Here is a 22,627-nt window from a genome sequence, read left to right as displayed (position 1 = left end):
CGCATCGTTGGCCGGGTAATCGACGTGCCACGCCGATTCCAGGGGTTTACGCGGCCGAGTTCACGCAAGACCGGTGAGGGGAGCGCTGGGTTGCCAGGAGACGGGCAGGACAACGTCGACGCCGTCACGGCGGGCCAGGGGCAGCAGTCGGCTCATGGTGGTGTCGAGGTCGTCGAGCAGGTAGGGCATGGGGCGCAGTGGCCGGTCGAGGCCGAAGAAGAAGTCGTCCCAGTGCACCAGGATGACCCGCCTGGCCCCGGTCGCGGCCACGACCTCGTCCCAGTAGGTGTGAAGGAACTCGGCGGGCTGTTTGCCCAGCATGCCGACGCCCAGGTAGATGACGTCGGCGTGGTGACCGCGCAGCGCGCCGGGCCGGTAGTTGGCGCTGGCTTGCAGCAGCACGCGGCCGTGGGGGTGGGTGACGAGCACGGAGTAGGCGGTGCCGGTCTTCCAGGCACCGGCGCGGGCCGGCGGGACCAAGGGCTGATCGACGGTACCGGGGTAGTGGTCGCCCGGGCTGTGTACGGAGTCCAGGAAGGTCAGTGTGAAGCTGCCGTAGGTCGCGGTGTCGCCGTCGCCGACCACCCGCAAGGACGACTCGGGGACCCCCAGGCCGCGCCCGATGTTGGCGGTGGACTCCGACCCGACCAGCTCGGCGCCGGTCTCCAGCGCCCACACCGGTGCGTCGAGGGCGTGGTCGTAGTGGGAATGCGCGCACACCACAGCGGCGAGGGTGTCCACCCGCAGGCGCTCGATGGCGGCACGGACCAGCGCTCGGTTCGGGGCGATCTTGCCCATGCCCACTCGCAGCATCCCCGGGCGGGTGACGAACCCGTCGCTGAGCACCGATGTCTGCCCGTCCGACAGCAGTACTGAACTGGTGCCCAAGAAATGAGCACTCAGCCCCTCACGGTGCGCTGCAGTGCGCTGCTGGTAAGGCAGGTAGGGCCGCAGACTCGGGCGACCGATCGGCACCTTCATACGAGCATCCTCGAACCCCAGGGACAGGAGTGCCACCTCACGACCTCGTGTGCCCTCTCACAAACGCTCCATTCTGCAAAGCCCGTTCAGCACTGATGGGGATCAGCGAATTTCCCCAGTTTCAACTGGGTTCCCCACTTGGTTGAGCGGTGGACAAGTGGGCCAGGGCCTCCCGCTCGTGGAGTGTGCGGGCCGTGACGACTCTCAGCCGCCGAGGCTCTCGATGGTCTCCTGCACCAGGTGGTTGCCCGAGCTGGGGAGCCATGCGGTCACCGGCGACAACTTCGCGACGGCCGCGCCTAGCCATTGTGGATCACCCAGACGATCCAGTGCCTTCACCTCGGAAAGCTTGCGAACCAGGGCCTTCAGCAGGAACACATGGCTGCCGGTGTAGTGGCGCTTGTGGTGCGTGTACCGCACCGACCACGGCGCGTACGGATGGCGGAGCAGCCCCTGCAGGGAGCAGCCGTCACGCCCGGTCTCATAAGGGGTGTTGCCGAACGCGCCGACGAAACCTCCGCTACGAGTGGCCTCCCACTTCCAGTAGGTCGCATCCACCCCCAGTTGCACGAACTGGGCCCACTGGACGACGGACTGAGGCGCAGGCTCCGCGCGCCTGTAGTGCTCGATGCCCTCTGGCGTGAGCACCACGCACAAGCCGTCCTTCCGCTTCGGATCCCCGATTATCCACCGGTCCCCGACCAGCTCCAGCGGCCCCAGGTGCTGCGCCACGATGTCCCCCCTCGGTCCTGCCATCCCTCTGGACCGGGAACAGTAACCGGCGCCAGGGGACGGTCCTCCCGGGGGCGTCACGCTGCACAGGCCGTGTGAGGGCCTGCGCGGACAGAGTTTCCCTACATCATCAAGTGCTCGCTTCGCTCGCTGCCCGACCGGGCTTCGGTCAGCGAGCCAGATCATTCGCCAGCCCAGCCGCCGTAACGCAGAACAGCCACAACGGCCCAGCTCCGCCCCATGCTCGCCATCCGTCCGAGTGACCCTCAGAAGGCTGCAAAGACACCAGGGCACCAGCGCACCGGAGAGCAGGCGGAAGCTCGGGAGAACACCACAGTTGACGCTTGAGGCGTCTGCTTTCCCGGCCTCCTGAACTGCGGTAGCAGTCTGATCAGAGATCAGAGGTTGCCGCGCACAGCGCGGCGGCGCCGGCCGGACGCCGACGCGCTTGCCCCTCAATGTCTACGCCACCGGGGCCGCACGTCGTCGCCCGCCCGCGCCCACAAGGGGCGAAAAAAGACCAGGCCGGGGGTGGGGACGGTCGACTCCACGGCTTTACCCACACTCCCCGATTCGGGTCCCGCGTCGAGCAAGACCAGGGGGCCACTCGGACACATTGCGGGCAGGGGTGAAGCCTGCCCGAGTAGCCGGCAAGCGTACGGCCCCCTGATCATGCCCGACCCCAAACCGGGCAGGACACCGGCCAAAGCCGTTCCACCGACCTCACGCACGTCCTCCCCCGACAGGATCCGCTCATGGCCGAAACGCCTGGCTCGACGATCTGTCCCCCGAACAAGCTGATGGCCAGGGCCGTTCACCTGCGGCGGGTGTGGGACATGAGCCAACCGGTGACATCGCTGCTACGACGATGTTCAAGATCGCTTGGCGCTTCTCGCCCTGGCTATCGGACGGCATGTACGCCGCCGTCCGGCGAGCAGGCTGCGAGTCAGGCATCGCCGCGCAGCCCCTTCAGAATCCTTGCGGTGCGCAGGGTGTCGGGGTGGTCTTCGCCCTGCACCCGCCGCCTACGCTCCAGCGTGTCCTCACCCAGCGCCCGGGCAGCCTCCACCTCCCCCAACTCCGCCAGCCAGATGGACAGGTTGGAGGCGGCGGCCAGGGTGTCGGGATGGTCCTCGCCCAGCACCCGCCGCCGCTCCAGCGTGTCCTCACCCAGCACCCGGGCAGCCTCCACCTCCCCCAACTCCGCCAGCCAGATGGACAGGTTGTAGGCGGTGCCCAGGGTGTCGGGGTGGTCCTCGCCCCGCACCCGCCGCTGCCGCTCGAGCGTGTCCTGCCCCAAGGCCCGCGCAGCTTCCACCTCCCCCAACGCCGCCAGCCAGATGGCCAGGTTGGAGGCGGCGGCCAGGGTGTCGGGGTGGTCCTCGCCCAGCACCCGCCGCCTACGCTCCAGCGTGTCCTGCCCCAGCGCCCGGGCAGCCTCCACCTCCCCCAACGCCGCCAGCCGGATCGCCAGGTTGGAGGCGGTGCCCAGGGTGTCGGGGTGATCATCGCCCAGCACCCGACGCCGCCGCTCCAGCGTGTCCTCGTCCAGGGCCCGGGCTTGTGTGTGGTTTTGAGTGTCGTTGTATGCGCGGCCCAGGTAGTTGGCGGCCCAGAGGGTGTGTTGGTGGTCGGGGCCGAGGGTCCGGGTCCAGGTGTGGTGGAGGTGTTGCAGGCGGGGCAGGGCGGTGGGGGCGTTGCCGCGGTCCATGAGGTACCAGCAGGCCTCGCATGCTGCGTACCGGCCGTCGCTGGTGGTGAGGCTGGCGGGGTCGAGGGTGAGGAGGTGGGGGATGAGGTCGGGCCAGGCCGGCCAGGTGGTCGGATCCGCCGCGTCCCCGGGGTGGGCGGAAATCAGGAGGGTTTCCGCGGCGCGGGCGGCGCTGGTGCGCTCGGCCGGGGTGAGCTGATCGTGGACGACTGCCTGGGTGAGCCGGTGCAGCTGCACCGTGCCGTCCTGCACCCGCGCCAAGCCCTGCCGGGCCAGGGCGCCCAGGGCATCGGTGGCTTCGAAGGGGTCGTTCAGGAGCCCGGCCACGTCCGGCGGCGGATCGGCAACGGGACCAGTGCAGGCGTGCAGGGGGAAGGGTTCAGGGGCCAGCAGGGCGCAGGCGTGCAGCAGGGCCAGCGCCGTCGGTTGGGCCTTGGCCAGGTGCTGGGTGCTCAGGCGGATCTGCGCGGCGAGGGACACCGGGTAGCCGTGGGGGCGGCCCTTGTCGAGAACTCTGCCGATGTTCTCGCCGAGGAGGCGCAGGTACTGGGGGAGGGTGAGGCCGTCAGCAAGGAGGGCAGCGGCCTGGACCAGGGCCAGCGGCAGGTCCTCCAACTGGTGCGCCAGCCGGTCCGCATCATGCTCGCCCAGGCCGGGGACGCGGGTTTGGAGTAGTGCGATGGATTCGGTGCGGGCGAAGCCATCCACCTCCACTGGTGCGGCGTGGTCCTGCCAGCGGGGGTTGCGGGAGGTGATCAGCACATGGCCGCTGCCACCGGGCAGGTAAGGGGCCAGGGCGGCGGGGTCTTCGGCGTTGTCGAAGACCAGCAGCCACCGCCCCCGCGTGCGCAACTCCTCCGCCAAAGCCTCCAACGCCTCGGTCGGCGGGGTACCGGCCTGGGCTGCTCCGGTCTTCACCGCCAGGACGGCCAGCTGGTCGGGAATCAGGGCCGGCTCTTCGGAGCGGATCCACCAGGCCAGCTCGTACTCCCCGGCGAACCGATGCCCGTACTCGATCGCCAACTGCGTCTTGCCCACCCCACCCCGGCCCCGCAACGCCTGCACCGCCACCCGCGCATTGGAGGTCAGCGCCTGACGCAGATGCACCAACAGCCCGTCCCTGCCCGTGAACCCGGCATTACGCCCCGGCAGGTTCCACACCCGCGGCAAACTCCCCGGCAACCGCGGACCGGAAGCCCCTAAGGCCCGCAGCCGCCCCCCGCTCCCAGCCCCGGGAAACGCGGGCTTGCCGTCAGGGCGCCGCGGCCCCGACACCGCCTCCAGCAGTACCGCCCGCGCCTCCTCTTCTTCCAGATCCACCAGCGAGGGAGCGAGTAAGGGCCGGAGTATCTGCGGCGCCGGTGCGGTGTCGATGCGCACCGGAATCAACTTCTCCTTCTCCTTCGCCGCCAGAACCGCCGTCCACTCCTCGGTGGTGAACCGGTCCGGGTCGAAGTAGGCCTCGGAGAACACCGCCAGCATCCGCTCCCGGCCCAGCGCGGCGTTCATCTTCAGAATGAAGTTCTCACCCGCGCGCCAGTCCCAGTAATCCAGCTCCACCGCATAGCCGGCGTCTTCCAGCTGCCAGGCCACCCACTCCGCCCACGCCCGGTCCGCCCCCGCATGACTGACGAACACCCGCCCGCCGACCTCGACCATCCGCCCCGCCTGCCCCTACGACGCCGCCCCTGTACGAGACCACCGACAGTAGGCCAAACCACCCCGCACCCGCCCACCCTTCACCACAACCAACCGACCCCACCCGTCGCTGCCCATCGGCGTCCCATCGCCGTGCAGGAACCACCAGGCAAAATCGCGGCCAGCCGAGGGCAGCAACAGAGCCGGACGCGGCTCGTGGCGGCGGTAACACGGAGACAGGATGACGGGGCAGAGATCATTGCCAGGCCTACAAGGCAGTGATCAGCCATGGATTGCTGTACAGCAGCGAAGTACAGCAACCACCGTGACCACAGCCGACCGCCAGCATCCCCAGACGACCGACGGACCAGCCGAACAGACCTCAGAGATCGCCCCGCCGATAGTTCGGGACGAAGAGGTCGTCTCAGACACGTGGGCCTCACAGCGCCGGCCCCTAACACCGGTGTGCCCACGGCCGCGTCGCCACCGCTACTTACGGGAGGGCGGCTGGTGCTCTCAGTGTCCACGAGCCGCTTGACCCCGCTGACTCAGGGGGACGCCTCCCGAAGCCACGAGGCGAGCGATGGAGGCAGAGCATCCAACACAGCCCAGAGCCCGAACGCCGAGCCTCTTTCGGCCAAATCGACGCCATAGAGCGTAGAGAATTCTAGGCGTGGGTAGTGATGCCGTTCCACGGAGGGTCGTTCGGCGAGCCTGGGGGGCGTCATGCGTGTTTCCGAGTACTACAAGCTGGGTCGAACTCAGCCAACTCTCGACTTTGTCGATGTGGACGTAGAAACAGACACCCCAGTCTACATAGACCCCAGCACGCTAAAGAACCTTCCGGACGAGTGGTCGAGCCAGTGCTACACAATGCTTTCGACATTCTTTCACAGTGTCGTCGATGCAATCACCCACGGCGACCCCCATCGACTACGTGAACTTCTTGTCCGCCTCCAAGAGCCCAACGAAACTCACTTCGGATTGTCCAAGGGTAAGTCGCGCGGCCGCGGCCTGGGACCGTACCTTGTGCAACGCATTTCCAAGAACCTCACCGTCAGCAAAGCAGCAGAAACCGGACTACTTGAGGACCTGGAAGACACTGCACTATTCATTGAAGGGATCGGCAAGGACATAATTTCTGATGTCACCACGAACATAATTCGCGGAATGCTGATCTCCTACACCCAATCCATGGCGTCAATGTACGAAATGGAGCTGCGCGAGGGAATTAACAGTGGACTTGTCTGGAACCCTGCGGTCTGCGAGTGGGAAGAGGGGAATACGAGGATGCTCGTCCCCCTAGGCAACCCGCTCCTATTGGTACCCAAGGTGGCCGTCCGCCACGATCTCCACCTAACCAAAGAAGACTACTTCAGAAACCATCTGGCGCCCACACTTCAAGATGAGGAGCTCGACAATCCGGGCAGCAAGCTCGTCCAAACAGCCAAGAACGGGCGAAAGTTCGTGACCAAAATGGACGTTGAAATGGAGTATGGCGGAGGAAAAGAAAAGATGGTCGACCTGAGTGTGACCAGGACTCAGGTATTGCGCGCCTACAAGGAGGAGAAACGGAAAAAGCCGTCTCACCCTCTGGATCACGATGAGCTAAGTCAGGCGACCGGCACTAAACCCGTTAATTACCGGAAGCTACTCAAGGCTGTCCTCGACACACCGTCAGGCGCAGAACACGCCACGGAATATCACCGCAGAGTCCATGGAGTCCTAAGTGCAATCTTCTACCCCTGGCTGACCTACCCCATTGTCGAGCACCCCTTGGACCAAACCAGGAAGCGCGTCGACATCACCTACACGAACAATGCGAAGGACGGATTCTTCGGGTGGGTGATGCGACAAGGCCACCCAAGTTCCCACATATTCGTCGAGTGTAAGAACTACCATTCTGAGCTCGGTAATCCAGAGCTGGATCAGCTGTGCGGAAGATTCTCACCATTGCGCGGAAAGGTTGGGCTATTACTGTGTAGGTCTCTCGCCGAAAAGGAGAGATTTCTGCAGCGTTGCCGAGACACAGCGCTCAGTCGACACGAATTTGTGCTCCTCCTCGACGACGACGATCTTTCAACCCTTGTTGATGAGGTCGTAACAGCCCACACCCCAGTCGATCCGAACGAGCTCGACGAGGAGCAGGAGCGGCCTTACCCAGGTGAGTTCCGACTGCTGTTCGAGCGGTTCCGCAAGCTCGTAAGTTGACTGGCACACCCAGCGTGATCAGCCTGATCACCAAGCTGCGGCCTATTCGTGGACAGGATGACGAAAGCGGATCACCACCAGGGCTGTGACCAGCGCGAATGCCCGGGACTCACGGGGCCTCCGGAGCCGTGTGCGCAGGTTCGAATCCTGCCGGGGGCACTTCATCCGGACCAGCGTGATCAACCTGACCTGCGGAAGTGCCAGACTTCAAGAGCCGGACCCAGTCCCACTGGGTCCGGCTCAGTCGTTGTCTGTCATTGATCGCGAGTGAGTGGCGTGTGGGCCGACAGCCTGCGCGCCGCTCGGAGTGGGTGCCACAGTTCGAACAAGGTCCCCTAGTCCGGCACCCCCAAGCCGAGATGGCTTAGGGGTCGAAGTCATGAGCCCGCTCGGCCCCTGACGTGCCGGGTACACGGCCCCGGGCCGTGATGCGATGGCCGGGACCGTGTCCCCGTTTCTGCGGGTCCTGAGCAATTCCTAGCCGGAGATCACGGCCCCAGGACCGCGATGGACTTAATTGTCGCCCCGGGCTTGGTTTGCCCCCAGTGCTTGGACTTGATATCGACGTGCTTGCCGTAGCACGAGACGTCGCTGTACACCCGGATCGTCCTCTTGGTCTGGTTGGAAACGGTCTTGCGCCCCAGGGGTTGCAGCCCGGCGAGGGATTCAGGCCGCTGGTGCGCTTCGTGCCGTGGAAGTCATTCTGAGACCACGTGCACACCGAACCGGCCCGGCAGGCGGGCGAGGCAGAGGCGGTTTCGGTGGCGAACGGCAGCGTCGCGATGAGCGCGGCGCCGCCGAGCGCGATTAGTTTCGTCCTCAAGGGTGGTGCTCCTGTTCCCCTATAGATCATGGTCGGGGACGACCATTCCAGCGCTTGATCGACACGGTCAACAGCCTTTCGGCAACCTCCACCGCCCCCGCTCGCGTACTCCTCCTGCTCACCATGCTCGGCCAGAGGCCCCCGGGCCGGCTGACTCTGACGCGGCTGAGCTGAGTTGAACTCCAGGGTGTGGGACCCGAGATCGAGATCTCGGGTCCCACACGTGGCGTCCACCGGTTACGGCAGCCGCCTATGCCTCATCTCCCCAGCCGAACTCATTGGCGTACGCCGGTGCATGCCACCAGTGCGCTGTCGTCCCCGGTGGGGAAGAGCATGAAGACCCATGCCCCATCCGCAGCTTTGGTCCGGCCGAGGCGTACCGGTTGGCCATGCCGGCCGAGGAACTGTACGGCGGGTTGGAGCTACGGATCAGATGTCCCCCGTGCCACAACCGCGCCAGATCGGGAGCCGCGGGGAACTGCGGTCGCCGACAGTGCGCACAGAGTCCGGACGCCGGGCGACCAGGATCCGTCTGAGCACGACGCTGACCAACGGAACCGCTACGTCCCTCTCGACTGTCCCCGTCTCAGCGAACGTTGACCGATCTCACTGAAGTTGGCGGCCCCCGCTGCCGTCCACCGCGACTGCCCGCGCCAGGCCCCCGCGAAGCCCGGAGTGACAGGAGAGCCATCGGCCGCAACGTAGCCGATGGCGCGAGGGAACGCCCCAGGCCGGCCTGCGCCATGACCACTTACCCCGCCTTGCCTCGCCCGTCCGGGCCGTCCCTCGTCAGCGACTTCACCAGGGCCTCGATCGCGACGGCAGCGTCCGAGCTGACCAACGGAACCCGGATCGGGGGTCCGCAGCAGCAGCCCGCTCCAGACACGGAAGACGGGACTGCCGTCCGGCCCACCACAGTCGAAGGAGATACACCCCGGCAGGTCCGCGCTGTCGCCCCCTCCGGGCAGCCACAACGGGGGCCGGTCCATGAAGCGGAGGTAGTTGTCACTGGTGAACGGATACCACCGGCTCAGCGCACTCGCCCGCGCTGCCACCACCAGCTCCTCCTCGACGGGCCACCCAGGACTCCGTGTCCCGCACGCTCGCGTCAGCAGCCCGCGCGCACTCCGCCATCCAGTCCCACGCATCATTCGGAGAACACGGCTGTCCTCTCCCATGTCCCGAGTCTGGACGAACCAGCGGATCCGGGTAACTCCGTTACCCCGACTTGGCTGAGACGGCGGCGTAGGAGTCCAGAGATCATGGAGACCGCCCACGCTTCGCAGAGACGGGGCACCGCTCACCTGGGCGATGAAACTTCGGTGAGACGAAACTACGGTCGTCAAACAGCACTGAGATTCGTCAAGTGTCCCGTCTCCGTCGATTTGGTCTGCGTCTCAAGTGGTCTGGTCCGATTCGCCTCTGGTCTCAGGTGATCTGGTACGACGCGCGGGAAGCGGTCATGCACACAACGTGGATCAGCGCACGAGGGAACGCGCGATGCGGAATCCCACGTCGTCACCGTGGGCTGAGCCCGCCCAGGGGCACCGCTGGGCCGGAGGGCGTCCCCTCCTTGCGCCCGAGGGAACCCCCTTGTGCCAGAAGCCGTCTCCCTTTGCATCGCCTTGTATCGAGCGTTTGACACAAGATCCCGGCCAGGGCATCTTGTACCCACCGCTTGATACAAAATGATCTGGGGGGATCTCCATATGCTCGACACCGTCCCGCTCCAGTCCCGGTTCCTCGACCACGCCGACCACTACGCCCGCTGGTCCGGTCTGGCCATTGGCATCGTGGCCGCACAGCAGTTGGTCGCGATGGAGAGCGGCGACATCACGATGCCCCTCGTGTTCGCCATCACCGCTTTCGGCCTGTGCGCGGTGGGCGGTGTTCTGCTCGGCGACGCCCTGACGCTGCATCCCCAGGAAACGGTACGCACCGCGAGTCTCGCCCCGCGCCTGGTCCGAGCCCACGTGCCGCCCCGTATGGCGCCCCTGCTTCTTCTGCAGGCGGCGTCCCTCGTCACCCTGCTGGTGATCGGTGCGGTCACGGCCTCCTCCGCCCCCGACCGGATAGGCGGAGCGGGACGTGTCATGACCGTCACCTGCGAAGGGATGCGCGCTTCCCTCGGTCCCTGGCCGGGCCTGTACTACAGCGGCCCGATGTTCGCCGCCCTCGCGGTCGGAACCCCCGCCTGCGTCTGGGCCCTGCGCCGTATCGCCCACGGCCCTGGCGACGACCAGCAGCGCCGCGACCGCGCGTGGGCGATTACCGGAGCCTGGGGGCTGATGGTGTCGAGCCAGGTGCTGCTCGTCGTTCTGATGATCTTCGTCGCGCTCACGGAGAAGGCCTGCGCCGGTCCGCTGGGCGCCGCCACCATCGTGGTGATCTGTCCCCTGGGCCTGCTGAGCCTGTTCACCTTCGGATGGTCCCTGGTCACCGTGGTGGCACCCCGGGCGGTCGACGACGAGACAGCCGACGATGGGACCTTCGACGATGAGTGACCCCGCCGTCCGCGTCGACACGACCAGCCAGGTACCGCCGTACGAGCAGATCCGCGCCCAGCTGGCCGCGCTGATCCGCACCCGCCGGCTGGCCGAAGGCGAGCGCCTGCCGACCGTGCGCCAGCTCGCCGCCGACCTCGGTCTGGCGCCGGGCACCGTGGCCCGCGCCTACCGCGAGCTGGAGGCCGCCGAGCTGATCCGCACCCGCCGTGGCGCGGGCACCCGGGTCGCGGCGCTCCCGTCCGAGCCGCACGCGCACGATGCCGACCAACTCACCACTCTGGCCCGGCACTTCACCTCCGCCGCCCGTGCGCTCGGCGCCGACACCGAGGACATCCTGACCGCCGTCCGCGACGCCCTGGACCCGGGGTCCGCCTCCTCTTCGGCCACCGCCGACGGCGGAGCGGGTGGCCCCAAGACGGCCGAGGCGTCGGCGCAAGTCACAGGCGTGAGGAACAGGCTTGAGCAGCAGGCGTCGCTACCGATCACAGGCCCGCGCCCTTAAGGGACGGCCGGAGATGCGGGCCGATGGCTCTGCATGCTCATTGCCCGCTGCGGATCTTGTCGAGCTCCTCCTCGAAGGCCTTCGTCTCCGCGATGAGCTGGTCGCGGGCGAACGTAACGAGCCGGGGACGGCGAGTGGTATCGCAAGTTCGATCGTGCCGACGGCCGGATGCCGGAGGCAGGACTCGAACCTGACACGCGGATTATGATCGACGGACCTTGCGTCCACAATGAGCAATTTGCGCATGTTTTCGACCCGCTTGCGCTGGCCACGCACGCTATCAATGCCACACGTCAGCGGGCGGAGTGGCGCTCGTCATTGCTGGCCTGGGAGTCTTGACGAACAAGAGCTGGGGTCGTGGGGCCGCCGCAGCAGCGGCAGGGATCAGCCTGATCACCCAGTTCATGTTCATTCCGTACTACCCGGCGTGGGCCATCTTCGTGATGACACTCGACCTCATGATCGTGTTTGCGCTGACGAGGTTCCATGTCGGAACCAGCGGCGGTCAGTGAACCCGGACGGGACCATTGCCGGTGGGAACCATTGCGGACGAGACCACGGACAACTCGTATCGAGATCGAGGTTGAAGACGGGGACTCACCCCACCAAATGAGATGACCGCATACTTCGAATACGGTCTTGTTGTAGGCGTAGAGCGGCGACCGAGTGCGTTCCACGTAACAGGAGCTGATCCGTGCACGGCCTCGTAGGGCGGGCGAGTTTGCGTGCGTCGACCAGGGCGGCAATCAGGTCGCCCATGACCGAGGCACGGCCGCAATCGGTGCGGCAAGCGGGTCTCAGGGCGAAGGTAGACAACAGCCGGTCTGGGTCGATGCCGACCGCGGCGGCGGTCTTACGCTGTGGCCGCGCGAGCGCTCAGGGATCCGGAAGAAGTAGAGCGCGGCGCCCCACCCGGAGCCAGGAAGCGTGAGGTCAGACTCAGCAGGACCCACCCCTTCAGCGGGCCGGAACCTTCCGAAGTACATCTCGGCGAACAGGCCCACGAGGCGCCGGCCGCCGGCCCGCCGATAGCCACGGAGGCAAGAAACCGCATGCAGCAGAGAGCGGGCGTGCGCACGAAGTCATTCGCGCGGGAACCGACTTTGATGGAGCCGAGCGGTCGCCCATGAGGATGGCAGAAGCCCGAATCACTCTCGGCGTGGTCGCAGCTCGCCGGGGAGACCTCGATCAGGCCGTGAACTACGGCGATTGGGCGCTCAGGGGAGACCGGCAGTCCTTGCCTTCACTCCTCATGGTCAGTCGAAAACTCGCCGCGATCGTCAACCGTGACTACGCCAACGAAGCAGCAGGCCGTGAGTACTTGGACCAGCTGGACGCGCTCACCCCCGCCCGCTGAGTTACGCGGAGAGACTTCCGGCACTACATGAGGAGCTTCGACTACGCCTGGGAATGTGGCACTCCCTCCTGATCCACCAGCCCAAAGGTGATGTGATGCCAGCCGACGAGCGGCCAACGATCAAGTCTCCAGCTGACTGCCTGGACGTCCACGAACTGCCGCTCGTCGCGAGGAAACGGCGCCTGTCCATACCCCTAACGATTCCCATACATAAAGAACATATCGACACGAAAAAGGCGCAAGGTGCGCGTTGCACCTTTGCGCCTTCCTCTCATCCCCGCCAGGGAATGTGTCAGGACCAGACCTTCACCGGCAACGAGCACATGTTCTGCCCACCCCCGATGATGCACACCTCGAAGGAGTGCTGCACGCCCTCCTTGATGTCGCCGCCCTTCCAGTCACTGGCAGGCGCGTTCTTCCCCTTGGTGGACGCGATCCGCAGCCCGTCGATGTCCGCCTGGATGTAGGAGCCGTCCTTTACCGAGTCGAACGCGATCAGCGTGTCCCCAGGAAGGTCCCCCACAGGATCCTGGATCCACTGACCGCGCCCGACGATCCGGTCACCGACCAGCACCTCGAACTCATCCGTGCCGTTGGCGTGCTGGTAGAGGAACCGTGGGACGGGGGCAGCGTGCGCGGCGGAAGAGGTGAAGACCCCTGCGCCGAGCACAGCGCAGGCAGTCACTACCCCGGCCGCCCGCGTAAGCCGCATCACGCCTTCACCGCCAAGCCGGGCGAGCAGATGGTGCCGGAGGAGGAGACCAGGCACAGGTTGATGTGGAGGGACTTGCCCTCGGCGACATCCTTGGTCACGCACCGCTTGGCGGGGGCCGTCAGGCCCTTGGTGCTGACGGTGGTGGGGATGGAGACCTCGGCGCGCACAGAGCGGCCGTCACCCGAGTAGTCACTGGCGCACAGGGTGTCGCCCTTGGGGTTGGCAGTGCCGCCGGGATCGGCCTGCCAGTGAGCCTCTGCGATGACCTCGCCGTTCTCCTTGGCCCAGACGGTTCCGTCGCCGCCGATGTCCCCGCGCGAGCCCCACGTGATGGAGGCGGCTGCGGGCTCGGCAGCATGGATGGACGCACTGGGTGCTGCCTCTGCGGAGGCGGCATTGAGCCCGGTGAAGGCGCCGGCGAGGAGGCCGGTGGCGGCAATGAACGATGCTGCACGAGTACGCATAGTCACGTATGTCCCTTTCATGGGTGTGTGGCGTTACCAGCCCCGTCACACCTACTGAGCTCGGTCAACGCGGCATGGATCGAACCTGCGTACGTCAAGGGTTGCGGGATCTCGCCGGGAAGTCGTTAGCTCTCGGTTCACACATTCCTTAGCCGCGAGTCGACTTCGTGGGTGCGAGGGTCTGCTGCCCCGGCAGTCCTGCGGCGGTATGCCGTAGGCGCTGCAAAGGGTGCGTGTGGCGCGTGAGCTGCAAGCCGGGTCAACGCCAGATCGTCCTGAACGGTCAGCGCAGGAAAGGGACTTGCCGTGGGGCGCGGCGGTGCAGGAGGAGTCGGGCTCGCGAGTGCCAAGTGGTGTGCGCGGAGTTCCATTGCCGCGCTTCGATTCTCCTCGCGCAGGATCGTGACCTTGCCGGTGTCGCGGTCGAGGAAAGCAACGGCCACGTCCCGCGGACCCAAGCGCCATCCCGAGCACCAGGGGCAGAAGTGGCAGCCGCGCGTCTGCAGCACCGCACGTTCGCGCGGCAGGTACTCCAAGGCATCGACCAGGCCTTGCGCAGGAGCACAATTCGGGAACCGCTTGCGGCACGAGAGCCAGCCGACGTTGAGCACTGGCATGCCTCGCCAGGCCCGTGGATGGCTCCTCCGTCATCCGCTCGTTGGCGTACCTGTACGGCGTCAGATCCTCAAAGTAGGTCGCCCACAGCTGACTATCACGCTGATCACCGAGCTGAGGCCTATCCGTGGACAGAATGACGCAAGAGGTTCACCGCCAGGCCTGTGGCCAGCGCGAACGCCCGGGACGCATGGGGCCTCCGAACCCCTGGGCGCCAGGGTCCAACTGTGCCGGGGGTACTTCGGGATGGCTCCTGTGACAGGGCGAGCCTGTTCGGAGGTCGCTTCATATGGCCGCCGGCCCGGCTCGCCCCACGGCCGGCCGAGGAGTGCGGGCGCGGGCTGATCGAAGCGCTCGCCGACCGCTGGGGCGTCGACCCACGGCCGCCGTCCGGGAAGCCGGTCTGGGCCGAGCTCCTTGTCGGGGAACCGATGACAAGATCTTCGAATCGGCCGACGAGCCGCACTTCCTGCCTTCGTACTCGCCCGAGCTGAACCCCGACGAGCTCGTCAACGCCGACCCTCAAACGCAGCCTGCCCATGAGCAGCCGCGCCCGGGATCAGGCCCAACTCGCTGTCGAGACCCGCAGGTTCTTCCACCGCCGCCGGCGCAGACCCCACTTCGCCCGCGGGCCACTTCAATACGCGGGCACGGCGGAAGGGCCGAGTGTGGACGCCACCGACACGCAGGGGGCACATACGGCGATGCGATACCACCAGTTATGTTCCACTATGGGCATGCCGGAGATCGGGATTTCGGTCGTCGTGCCGTGCTACGACGAGAATGAAGTGATCGGTACCTTTCATGCCGCCTTGACCGCTGAACTCGAGCTGGTCGGTGAGCCCTATGAGATCTGCTACGTCGACGACGGCAGCGGCGACGGTACGGCAGAACGGCTGAGGGAATTGGCGGCCACCGCGCCGCAGGTGCGCTACACCTCCTTCAGCCGGAACTTCGGCAAGGAAGCCGCACTGCTCGCCGGCATGCGCATGTCCCGGGGCGCCGTGGTCATCCTCATGGACGCCGATCTGCAGCACCCCCCGGAGCTCATGCACCGCATGCTGGAACTGTTCCGGCGTGGCTACGACCAGGTGGTCGCACGCCGCGACCGCGCCGGGGAGGGCGTCGTGCGGACCGCGGTCAGCCGGGTGTACTACCGTCTCGTGCGCCACTTCATGGACGTCGAGGTCGTGGACGGCGCGGGCGACTTCCGCCTGCTGTCGCGGCGCGCGGTGGACGCCGTCCTGTCGCTCCCGGAGAGCAAGCGCTTCTCGAAGGGGCTCTTCTCATGGGTCGGCTTCGACACGGTCAATTTCACCTACCGCAATGTGCGTCGGGCGGCCGGGCGGTCCAAGTGGGGCGGCCGACGGCTCATCGACTACGGCATCGACGGGCTGCTCTCCTTCAACAGCCGTCCGCTGCGGCTCGCGATCCACTCCGGTATGTGGCTGTTCCTCTCCGCCCTTGTCTACGCGTTCTGGATCGTCGTCAACGCGGCGGTGAACGGCGTCGACACGCCCGGATACGCGACACTCATCACCGCCATCGTCGCGCTCAGCGGCATCCAGCTGGCTGTGCTCGGCATCATCGGGGAGTACGTGGGCCGCATTTACCACGAGGCGAAGCGCCGCCCGCACTACGTGGTGCGTGAGACGAACGAGTCGGCTCCCTTGCGGCCCGCCCGCGTCCTCCCCGTTGCCGGCGCAGCGGCACAGACCAAGCTATGAACCTGCCCGCCCTGCGGATGCTCAGCACTATCCCTGGCGCCAGAGGAGTACGAAGCCGTCCTGCTCGGCGACCGTGCGGTAGCCCCTGCTGCGGACATCATCCAGACTGCTCTCCCTCATCTGCAGCCCATTGACCTTCAGCCGATACGGCGGCGCCAGAGTGTCCACCATGATCCACTGCGGATTGGGGCGGCTCTCCGGCCAGCCGTAGAGGCTGACGCTCGTACGGTTGGCGAGGTGGGGTACCAGCTCGTTGGACACCTGGACCTTCGCGCCGTCAGGGATTTGGTCCATCAGCCTGTGGGCGACAGCGATGCGAGGGGCGGTCCGCCACATGGCCGGCTCGAACAGCCGCCACAGCGCAAACTGCGGCAGCAGCAGCAGGCTGATCGCGGCACAGGCCGCGACGTACCGACGCACGCTTTTCTTGCTCGAGTGCCGACGGACCAGGGCATCGATGAAGGCCACGAAGACGATCGGCATCAGCACGAGCGAGTAGTGGTAGCCGGTGCCCCAGGGCTCGGGGTAGCTCGAAGCGAAGCGCCACAGCAGAGTCGGCAGCGCGACCCACATCAGCGGGGACCGCAAGGCCAGGCACAGGGTCGGCGCCAGCAGGAAAATGAGCGTGATGATCTTGGTCGCGGGGGTGATGAGACCGATCGTGTACTGGTGGAGCAGGCCCCCCGGCCCTCCCCCGCTCCCGCCCGATACCCCCAGCCATTCCAGTCGGCCGAAGCCGCCCGCGGGGTTGAAGGACGGCAGGATCACCAGCACCTCCAGCAGGGTTCCGCCCAGACCGATCGCGGCGGTGGTGATGCCGAGCCTGCGATCGCCGCTCCGTACGATGAGGACTCCGATCACGGCCACCGTCAGCCCCAGGTCTTCCTTCACCAACAGCAGCGGCAGGGCCCAGTACGCCGCCTGCCGCAGCCGGTCGTTCGCGAGGGCAGTCAGCGAGCACACGACGAGGGGTACGGCGAAGGCCACCTCATGGAAGTCGAAGCCGACCCCACTGGCGATGCCCCAGGAGATGCCGTAGCAGATGCCGATGACTGCGGCCGCCCCGGAGCCCAGCGCCCGGCGCGCCCAGAGCGTCAACGGCAGAACACTCGCGGCGATCAATGCGGCTTGCACTGCGAGCAGGGCCTTCGGTGACGGCCAGAGCCAGTAGAGAGGGGCGATGAGGGCGAGAATGGGGGAGAAGTGGTCCCCCAGAACAGGGAAGTCGGGTCCCTTTACCTCGGAGACGGGCAGGTGCCCTCCCGCGTAGGAGCGCACGACCTGCTCGAAGATGGCCAGGTCGAAGCTATTGCTGAGCAGGCGCTCGTGGAGCCGCAGCGACAGCAGCAGATACGTGGCGAACAGCGCTCCGGTCAGAACCCACATCCACCACACGAGGTGGGAACGATCGTAACCAGCGGGGCCGCCGGCCACCGCGCCCTCTGCGGCCGAGTGCTCCGGCCGCCCCGTGAGGGTGGCGGTGGGAAGTGCTTGCATGGCCGTGCCTTCCGCGAGGTGAGGCTGAGGCCATCAAGATGCCAGCAAGGTTCGACCCACGTCTCCGGAGCGCATCGTGCGTTGTCAGATTCCCCCAAACGGCCGCAGGCGCGGAGGCAGCGCCGCGCGGAGGGCAACTCCCCCGACGTCGTCCTGGACGAACCGTCCCGACCCGTGACGTCCGCGTCCGATCGCCGACTCCCGCCAGAAGGACACCCCCTGACCTGGCAAGAGACCCGGGTGCGGACATGCAGTCCCCGGCGGTCCTTGCCGATGCGGAGAGTCTCAGTCGTCGCTGCTGGCTCCCTCACCGACAGAATCTGCCGGGGGCCTGGCCAGAGCCGGGGCAAGCGTCGCACGGGCCTTTGGACGTCTCCATAGGCGCTGCGACTCTTTCCGGTTGTCCGGTGTATTGATGAGTTTCCTCCCTATTTCGCCCTAGTCAATACTTTTGCCCTACTTTCCCTGGGTCGGTATCCGGCCATTCCAGACCGGCGCCCGGACGTGTGGGGCGACGGCATGAACGGGATCGAGATCATGACCACAGCATCGCTCGGTGACACCAGCTATCTCCTCGTCAACGGCGACGAGGCCGCGCTGGTCCGCGCGGCGACCGGCGCCACGGTGGCCGGCCCGGCCCGCGGGCCGTACCGACCTGTCCGGTGACGACCGTACGGAGGAGCTGGCCAGGGCACAGTTCCGTTCGCTGAGGCGACTTTCGCTGCTGCCGGACGCCTCCCGGGTGCTGCCGACGCAACCGAGCGGGCAGCTCCTGCGCGGCCGGACCGGTGTCAGGGGGAAGGACCACCACCATGGGCGCCGAGCGGCGTACCAACCCCACGCTGACCGACAGGACGAGAAGAAGTTCGTCAGCCAACGGTTGTCGGGCCTGCCGCCGTACCCCGCCTATTACCACTGCATGGCACCGATCAACCGGTCCGGACCGGAGGTACTCGGTGGCCCGCCCACGCTCCGGGCGCTCACGCCGAGGGTGGTGCCGAGAGCGCGGCCGACGAGGTGATGATCCAGTTGCTGCGGATCGGATACGAGAACGTGGCGGGATATCTGGCGGGTGGTGTCGATGCCTGGCAGGCAGCCGGCCGCCCGCTGCGTTCCTTCCGTACCGCGGACGTGCTCGAACTGGCCGGGCACATCGCCGAACGGCTGGTGCTCGATGTACGCCGGAGCGCCCCGAAGGCGGAATTCCGGGCACGATCGGCGTGCCACTCGCCGAACTGCCCAGGCGGCTCGGCGAGATGCCCAGGGAGCGCGAGATCTGGACGGTCTGCGGGAGCGGCCGCCGGGCGACCGCCGCGGCCAGTCTGCTCGACCGGGTCGGCATCCCCGTGAGGGCCGTGGTCAGCGGTGGCGTGGGGGACTTGACGGCACACGCCTGAGAACGGCACACACATGGGAGCGGCCGGCGTTCATTGAGTAGCAAATGAGATGGCCTCTTCGGTTCGATGGCGCCCGCGCCAGGGGTGCGGCCATTCGGAGGATTCTGACCACACAGGAGGTAACTCGGAGTCAAGTATTCGAGGTTGCTGGCATCTTGAGGGTCCTCAGCCTCAGCTTTTGGAAGGCACGGTCATGCAAGCACCCCCCGCCGGCACCGCCACGCGCCCACCGCAACAATCAGATTTCGACAATCAGGCGGAAGCGAAGCCGTCTCACAGAAGCCACTCTCAAGTCGAATGGTGGATCTGGGTCATGGCGGGGGCGCTGTTCTTCGCGTACATGGCGTTGTCCCTGCGTATCCATCAACGGCTGCATTCCAACAGTTACGACCTGGGAATCTTTGAACAGGTCGTCCGCTCCTATGCGGATGGGCACCTGCCCGTCTCCGAGCTGAAGGCACCGGACTTTCCCGTCCTGGGGGATCACTTCTCTCCCATTCTGGCTCTTGTGGCACCTCTCTACTGGCTGTGGCGATCGCCGAACGCCTTGCTTGTGGTGCAGGCGGCGCTGGTCGCTGCCAGCGTTGTGCCGCTGGCTGTCTGGGCACGCCGAAAGCTGGGCTCCACGGCCGCCGCGGTTATCGGCATCTGCTACGGCATCTCCTGGGGTCTCGCAAGTGGGGTCGGCTTCGACTTCCATGAAGTGGCCTTCGCCGTACCCCTCCTCGCGTTTTCACTGACCGCTCTCGGGAGTGACCGACTGCGCGCCGCGGCGTATTGGGCTCTGCCCTTGCTGCTGGTGAAGGAGGACCTCGGGCTCACAGTGGCCATGATCGGTCTCGTCATTGCCCGGCGCGGCGACCGCAAGCTCGGGATCATCACCGCTTCAGCCGGTCTGGCCGGCTCCCTGCTGGCGCTGCTGGTGTTTCTGCCGGCCGCCAATCCGAGTGGGTCCTTTGCCTATTGGTACTGGCTGGACAGCCCCGGAGGCAGTGAAGGCGGGCTGACGGATCTGCTGTACAAAAACACGATCGGTCTCATCACCCCCGCTGCCAAGATTTCGACTTTCGTGCTCATGCTGGCCCCAACCCTGTTCCTGGCCTTGCGATCCCCGCTGCTGTGGATTGCCATGCCGACTCTGCTGTGGCGCTTCGCCTCAGGCAACGCATTTCACTGGGGAACCGGCTACCACTATTCGCTGGTGCTGATGCCCATCGTCTTCGCGGCGTTCCTCGACGCCCTGATCCGACGGCGCTCCAGTACAAGCAGTCTGCGTCGTTACCTCGCGGGCTCTGCAGCGATCAGCCTCTTGATTCTTCCGCAGTTTCCGTTGTGGCAACTGGTCCAGCCGGAAACCTGGCGAACCGATCCCCGCATCGCCGTGGCCCACAGGCTGATGGACCAAATCCCCGACGGCGCCACGGTCCAGGCGTCCAGCCAACTGGTACCCCAGCTCACCAACCGTACGAGCGTCAGCCTCTACGGCTATCGCGACAGCCGCCCCAATCCTCAGTGGATCATCGTAGACACCTGGGTGCCGCCGGACAAGCGATGGCCGCTGAATGTCATCGAGGAGAAAATGTCCCTGGACCGCGCCCGCTATCAGGGGTATCGCACCGTGGCTGACCAAAGTGGCTTCGTACTGCTCAACCGCACGGGCTAGTCAGGCATCAAAGGCGGTCAGTGGGGCGCTGGTCGGACTGGCCGGCACCCCACCGGACGTCACCCACTGCTCTCACGCGGGCTTTTGACAGCCGCCTACCGCACCCTTACCGACTTGATGATGACAGCCTCCTTGGGCCTGCCATCGGTGGATCCGTCCCGCGTCCCGTTCTCGGCGATTTTCTTCAATACGTCCAACCCATCGACGACTCTCGCGAACGGAGTCCAACCAGGCTGCATGCGGTATTGGGGATCGGCGTAGGTGATGAAGAACTGGCTGCCATTCCTGCCAGGAACCGCCTTGGACATCGCCACGGTGCCGGCCGAATATTTGGCTCCGTCCAGATTCTCGTCCCGGAAGAAGTACCCTGGATCAGCCTTGCCTTCTCCCGCGGGGTCCCCGCATTCCAATACGAAAATCCCCTGGGTGGTTACGCGGTGGCACTCACTGCCGTCGAAGTACCCCTTCCTGGCAAGGAAGGAGAACGAGTTGGTGGCGCAGGGCGCATTGCCGGTCAAGGCCTCGATGGTGACGGTTCCCATGTTGGTGGCCAGTTTGGCCTCGTACGGCCGGGCCGCCGTTTTGGCGTCGAAGGCGGGGATACCCACGGACTTCTTACCGCCGGTCGGCGTGTAGGAACATGGGGCCGCCGGCGACTTCGCATCGGCGCTGTTGCCGGTCAGGGAGACAGCTGTCCAGACCAGCCCTGAGCAGGACGCGGTGACTGCGAGCGCAATCGCCGCCGCCCTGGCCATGCGCCTCCTGCTCTTTGTGACTTCATTCAGCTTTCCCGGCCAATCTCTGATGGACATTCGAGCCTCGATGTGGGTGGGTGGCGGTGGATGATGCGAAACGGAGCGTATCCAGGCGCCTTTGGATCGGTTACGCCGACACGCGCCGTTCCCGCGTCAACCCGGCGTGCCCGCGAAGGTGGTGTGCAAACCGGCCCGGATTGACCATCCGGCTCCGGCCACAACTGTCATCAGGTTTTAGGAGGATGATCCCGACCGCATTTCTTTCCGCTGCTTACCGACCCGAATACGGCCGGCTGTTTCGACGGCTCGACGGCGAGTGTCCCAGGAGCAGCGGAGTTCTCGAAGACCGCAATCCATCACCGCGCCAGTAGTGCCGCTCGACGGTATTGCCGCGGGGCGCGGCTGCCCGCGGTGTCGCGGGCAGCCTCGCAGGGTGCGGCAGTCGCGGGATCCGGGCTGGTCCGGGCTGGTTCGGGCCGCTCCTGAGGCGCGGTGGGCGGGCGTGGGCGACCATGGAGGGGATCAGATGCAGCGGCGAGACGTGGAGCGACGCTCCAGGCCCCTGCCGAGCCTTGTCGGGAGGCCCTATGGAGTACCCGGAAAGGTACGAGCTGATATTTCAGGCGTCCGCCGTGGAGGACGACGTCGTGATCGTCCGGCGCACCGAGAGAGCGGGAGCGGGCGGATACCCGATCTACGAGGACGAGACGGGGATCGTGCGCGCCGAGATCAGCGACCGAGGAGAGGTACGGATGGTGGCCAGTGGAGGACATCAGGCGCCGGGGATTCCGACGGCGCGGGCACTCGGCTGACGCAATGCGGCCGGACGGTACGCCCGGCAGTGCGGCTGACGTGCGGTCACTCTTTGACGGTCCACTCGGGCGGCAGTGTCGCCGCTCGACTCCCGTCCCGCCCGTCGGCCCGCGCAGGCGGCCGGTCCGACTGACGGGACAGGCTCCCTCTGGAGGTGAGCTCATGAACCCCCGCAAGGTGCCGGCCCGGTGGGCGGAGCCTCTCCAGCCCCCACCCGGCTACTTCGGAGCGGAAGACAGCCCGCCCGACGAGACGCGGCGGCGCCTCGTCCTCGACTGGGCGGTGAATCAGCGGATCGCCAGCGGCTGGCACGTCGAATCCCGCTCGGAGACGCAGGCGGTCATGGTCCGCGGCGAGCCGGTGAACCATGTGCTGCACGCCATCCTCAGCCTCGTCACCTGCTTTTTGTGGGTCGTCGTATGGGCCGTGCTCACCGTGGTGAACAGGGTCGAGCGGGTCGCCCTCACGGTCGATGCGCAAGGGCATGTCGTCGCTGTGCACGCTCCGCGGTCCTGAGCC

General features: G+C 66.4%; 18 protein-coding genes and 2 pseudogenes. 12 read left to right on the top strand and 8 right to left on the bottom strand.

From position 1 onward, the window contains the following. Positions 1-60: 60 nt before the first annotated feature. From AB0D12_RS11830 to fxsT, 3 genes are all read right to left on the bottom strand, one after another. Positions 61-888 carry an MBL fold metallo-hydrolase gene (locus AB0D12_RS11830; RefSeq protein WP_362679980.1) on the bottom strand — a complete coding sequence of 276 codons (828 nt, stop codon included), beginning with the start codon at positions 886-888 and terminating at the stop codon, positions 61-63. 297 nt (positions 889-1,185) lie between these two features. Next, positions 1,186-1,713, bottom strand: coding sequence for a hypothetical protein (locus AB0D12_RS11825; protein WP_362679977.1), 528 nt, complete (start codon positions 1,711-1,713; stop codon positions 1,186-1,188). Between the two features lie 946 nt (positions 1,714-2,659). After that, positions 2,660-5,083, bottom strand: a complete 2,424-nt coding sequence (gene fxsT, locus AB0D12_RS11820) for an FxSxx-COOH system tetratricopeptide repeat protein (protein WP_362679974.1) — start codon at positions 5,081-5,083, stop codon at positions 2,660-2,662. A 705-nt stretch (positions 5,084-5,788) separates the two neighbouring features. On the opposite strand from fxsT, the gene AB0D12_RS11815 reads away from it, so the two are divergent. The 5 genes and pseudogenes from AB0D12_RS11815 (at position 5,789) to AB0D12_RS11795 (ending at position 12,462) form a co-directional block, all read left to right on the top strand. Continuing rightward, positions 5,789-7,273, top strand: coding sequence for a hypothetical protein (locus tag AB0D12_RS11815; protein WP_362679971.1), 1,485 nt, complete (start codon positions 5,789-5,791; stop codon positions 7,271-7,273). Positions 7,274-9,805: 2,532 nt separating this feature from the next. After that, positions 9,806-10,600 (top strand): hypothetical protein, encoded by a 795-nt coding sequence (locus tag AB0D12_RS11810; protein ID WP_362679968.1) that lies wholly within the window; start codon positions 9,806-9,808, stop codon positions 10,598-10,600. Next, a pseudogene (locus AB0D12_RS11805) lies at positions 10,593-10,967 on the top strand (GntR family transcriptional regulator); the annotation flags it as partial. The gene AB0D12_RS11810 and the pseudogene AB0D12_RS11805, both read left to right, overlap by 8 nt. A gap of 473 nt (positions 10,968-11,440) precedes the next feature. Further along, positions 11,441-11,617 carry a hypothetical protein gene (locus tag AB0D12_RS11800; RefSeq protein WP_362679965.1) on the top strand — a complete coding sequence of 59 codons (177 nt, stop codon included), beginning with the start codon at positions 11,441-11,443 and terminating at the stop codon, positions 11,615-11,617. 620 nt (positions 11,618-12,237) lie between these two features. Beyond that, on the top strand, positions 12,238-12,462 hold the full coding sequence (locus AB0D12_RS11795; RefSeq protein ID WP_362679962.1) for a hypothetical protein: 225 nt from the start codon (positions 12,238-12,240) through the stop codon (positions 12,460-12,462). A 292-nt stretch (positions 12,463-12,754) separates the two neighbouring features. On the opposite strand, the gene AB0D12_RS11790 is transcribed toward AB0D12_RS11795, so the two are convergent. Both AB0D12_RS11790 and AB0D12_RS11785 read right to left on the bottom strand, forming a co-directional pair. Next, positions 12,755-13,147, bottom strand: a complete 393-nt coding sequence (locus AB0D12_RS11790; RefSeq protein ID WP_362679959.1) for a hypothetical protein — start codon at positions 13,145-13,147, stop codon at positions 12,755-12,757. A 26-nt stretch (positions 13,148-13,173) separates the two neighbouring features. After that, complete coding sequence (locus tag AB0D12_RS11785) at positions 13,174-13,641, bottom strand: hypothetical protein (RefSeq protein WP_362679956.1); 468 nt, start codon at positions 13,639-13,641, stop codon at positions 13,174-13,176. A gap of 1,078 nt (positions 13,642-14,719) precedes the next feature. Here AB0D12_RS11785 and AB0D12_RS11780 point away from each other — a divergent pair. Both AB0D12_RS11780 and AB0D12_RS11775 read left to right on the top strand, forming a co-directional pair. Then, positions 14,720-14,876, top strand: a pseudogene (locus AB0D12_RS11780) (transposase); the annotation flags it as partial. Positions 14,877-14,924: 48 nt separating this feature from the next. Further along, positions 14,925-15,983, top strand: a complete 1,059-nt coding sequence (locus AB0D12_RS11775) for a glycosyltransferase family 2 protein (protein ID WP_362680554.1) — start codon at positions 14,925-14,927, stop codon at positions 15,981-15,983. A gap of 27 nt (positions 15,984-16,010) precedes the next feature. Here AB0D12_RS11775 and AB0D12_RS11770 read toward each other — a convergent pair whose 3' ends face one another. After that, positions 16,011-17,480, bottom strand: coding sequence for a DUF2079 domain-containing protein (locus tag AB0D12_RS11770; protein ID WP_362679953.1), 1,470 nt, complete (start codon positions 17,478-17,480; stop codon positions 16,011-16,013). A 537-nt stretch (positions 17,481-18,017) separates the two neighbouring features. Here AB0D12_RS11770 and AB0D12_RS11765 point away from each other — a divergent pair. Then, positions 18,018-18,146 (top strand): hypothetical protein, encoded by a 129-nt coding sequence (locus AB0D12_RS11765; protein WP_362679950.1) that lies wholly within the window; start codon positions 18,018-18,020, stop codon positions 18,144-18,146. A 243-nt stretch (positions 18,147-18,389) separates the two neighbouring features. On the opposite strand, the gene AB0D12_RS11760 is transcribed toward AB0D12_RS11765, so the two are convergent. Next, the gene (locus AB0D12_RS11760; protein WP_362679947.1) at positions 18,390-18,707 is read right to left on the bottom strand and encodes a hypothetical protein; all 318 of its coding nucleotides are present in this window, start codon (positions 18,705-18,707) and stop codon (positions 18,390-18,392) included. Between AB0D12_RS11760 and AB0D12_RS11755 the strand changes: the two genes are divergently transcribed. Together AB0D12_RS11755 and AB0D12_RS11750 are read left to right on the top strand one after the other, a co-directional pair. Beyond that, positions 18,701-18,877, top strand: coding sequence for a hypothetical protein (locus AB0D12_RS11755; protein ID WP_362679945.1), 177 nt, complete (start codon positions 18,701-18,703; stop codon positions 18,875-18,877). The genes AB0D12_RS11760 and AB0D12_RS11755 overlap by 7 nt on opposite strands. A 178-nt stretch (positions 18,878-19,055) precedes the next feature. Next, a complete protein-coding gene (locus AB0D12_RS11750; RefSeq protein ID WP_362679942.1) occupies positions 19,056-20,540 on the top strand; it encodes a DUF2079 domain-containing protein in 1,485 nt (494 codons plus the stop codon). 95 nt (positions 20,541-20,635) lie between these two features. Here the strand turns inward: AB0D12_RS11750 and AB0D12_RS11745 are convergent, their stop codons facing one another. Beyond that, positions 20,636-21,295 carry a peptidylprolyl isomerase gene (locus AB0D12_RS11745; RefSeq protein ID WP_362679939.1) on the bottom strand — a complete coding sequence of 220 codons (660 nt, stop codon included), beginning with the start codon at positions 21,293-21,295 and terminating at the stop codon, positions 20,636-20,638. A 587-nt stretch (positions 21,296-21,882) separates the two neighbouring features. Between AB0D12_RS11745 and AB0D12_RS11740 the strand changes: the two genes are divergently transcribed. Beyond that, entirely contained in the window at positions 21,883-22,107 is a 225-nt protein-coding gene (locus AB0D12_RS11740) for a DUF6296 family protein (RefSeq protein ID WP_362679936.1), read from the top strand. 163 nt (positions 22,108-22,270) lie between these two features. After that, on the top strand, positions 22,271-22,624 hold the full coding sequence (locus AB0D12_RS11735; protein WP_362679934.1) for a hypothetical protein: 354 nt from the start codon (positions 22,271-22,273) through the stop codon (positions 22,622-22,624). The last annotated feature ends 3 nt before the right edge of the window (positions 22,625-22,627 follow it).

Origin of the sequence: Streptomyces sp. NPDC048479, from assembly GCF_040651435.1 — a bacterium.
GTDB lineage: Bacteria > Actinomycetota > Actinomycetes > Streptomycetales > Streptomycetaceae > Streptomyces.
This window is presented reverse-complemented; position numbering and strand designations above follow the sequence as displayed.

Excerpts from the sequence above, each read along its gene's own strand:
- fxsT (WP_362679974.1), bottom strand. The coding sequence starts at position 5,083 with ATGGTCGAGGTCGGCGGGCGGGTGTTCGTCAGTCATGCGGGGGCGGAC.
- AB0D12_RS11815 (WP_362679971.1), top strand. The coding sequence starts at position 5,789 with ATGCGTGTTTCCGAGTACTACAAGCTGGGTCGAACTCAGCCAACTCTC.
- AB0D12_RS11810 (WP_362679968.1), top strand. The coding sequence starts at position 9,806 with ATGCTCGACACCGTCCCGCTCCAGTCCCGGTTCCTCGACCACGCCGAC.
- AB0D12_RS11795 (WP_362679962.1), top strand. The coding sequence starts at position 12,238 with ATGGCAGAAGCCCGAATCACTCTCGGCGTGGTCGCAGCTCGCCGGGGA.
- AB0D12_RS11785 (WP_362679956.1), bottom strand. The coding sequence starts at position 13,641 with ATGCGTACTCGTGCAGCATCGTTCATTGCCGCCACCGGCCTCCTCGCC.
- AB0D12_RS11770 (WP_362679953.1), bottom strand. The coding sequence starts at position 17,480 with ATGCAAGCACTTCCCACCGCCACCCTCACGGGGCGGCCGGAGCACTCG.
- AB0D12_RS11765 (WP_362679950.1), top strand. The coding sequence starts at position 18,018 with ATGACCACAGCATCGCTCGGTGACACCAGCTATCTCCTCGTCAACGGC.
- AB0D12_RS11745 (WP_362679939.1), bottom strand. The coding sequence starts at position 21,295 with ATGGCCAGGGCGGCGGCGATTGCGCTCGCAGTCACCGCGTCCTGCTCA.
- AB0D12_RS11740 (WP_362679936.1), top strand. The coding sequence starts at position 21,883 with ATGGAGTACCCGGAAAGGTACGAGCTGATATTTCAGGCGTCCGCCGTG.
- AB0D12_RS11735 (WP_362679934.1), top strand. The coding sequence starts at position 22,271 with ATGAACCCCCGCAAGGTGCCGGCCCGGTGGGCGGAGCCTCTCCAGCCC.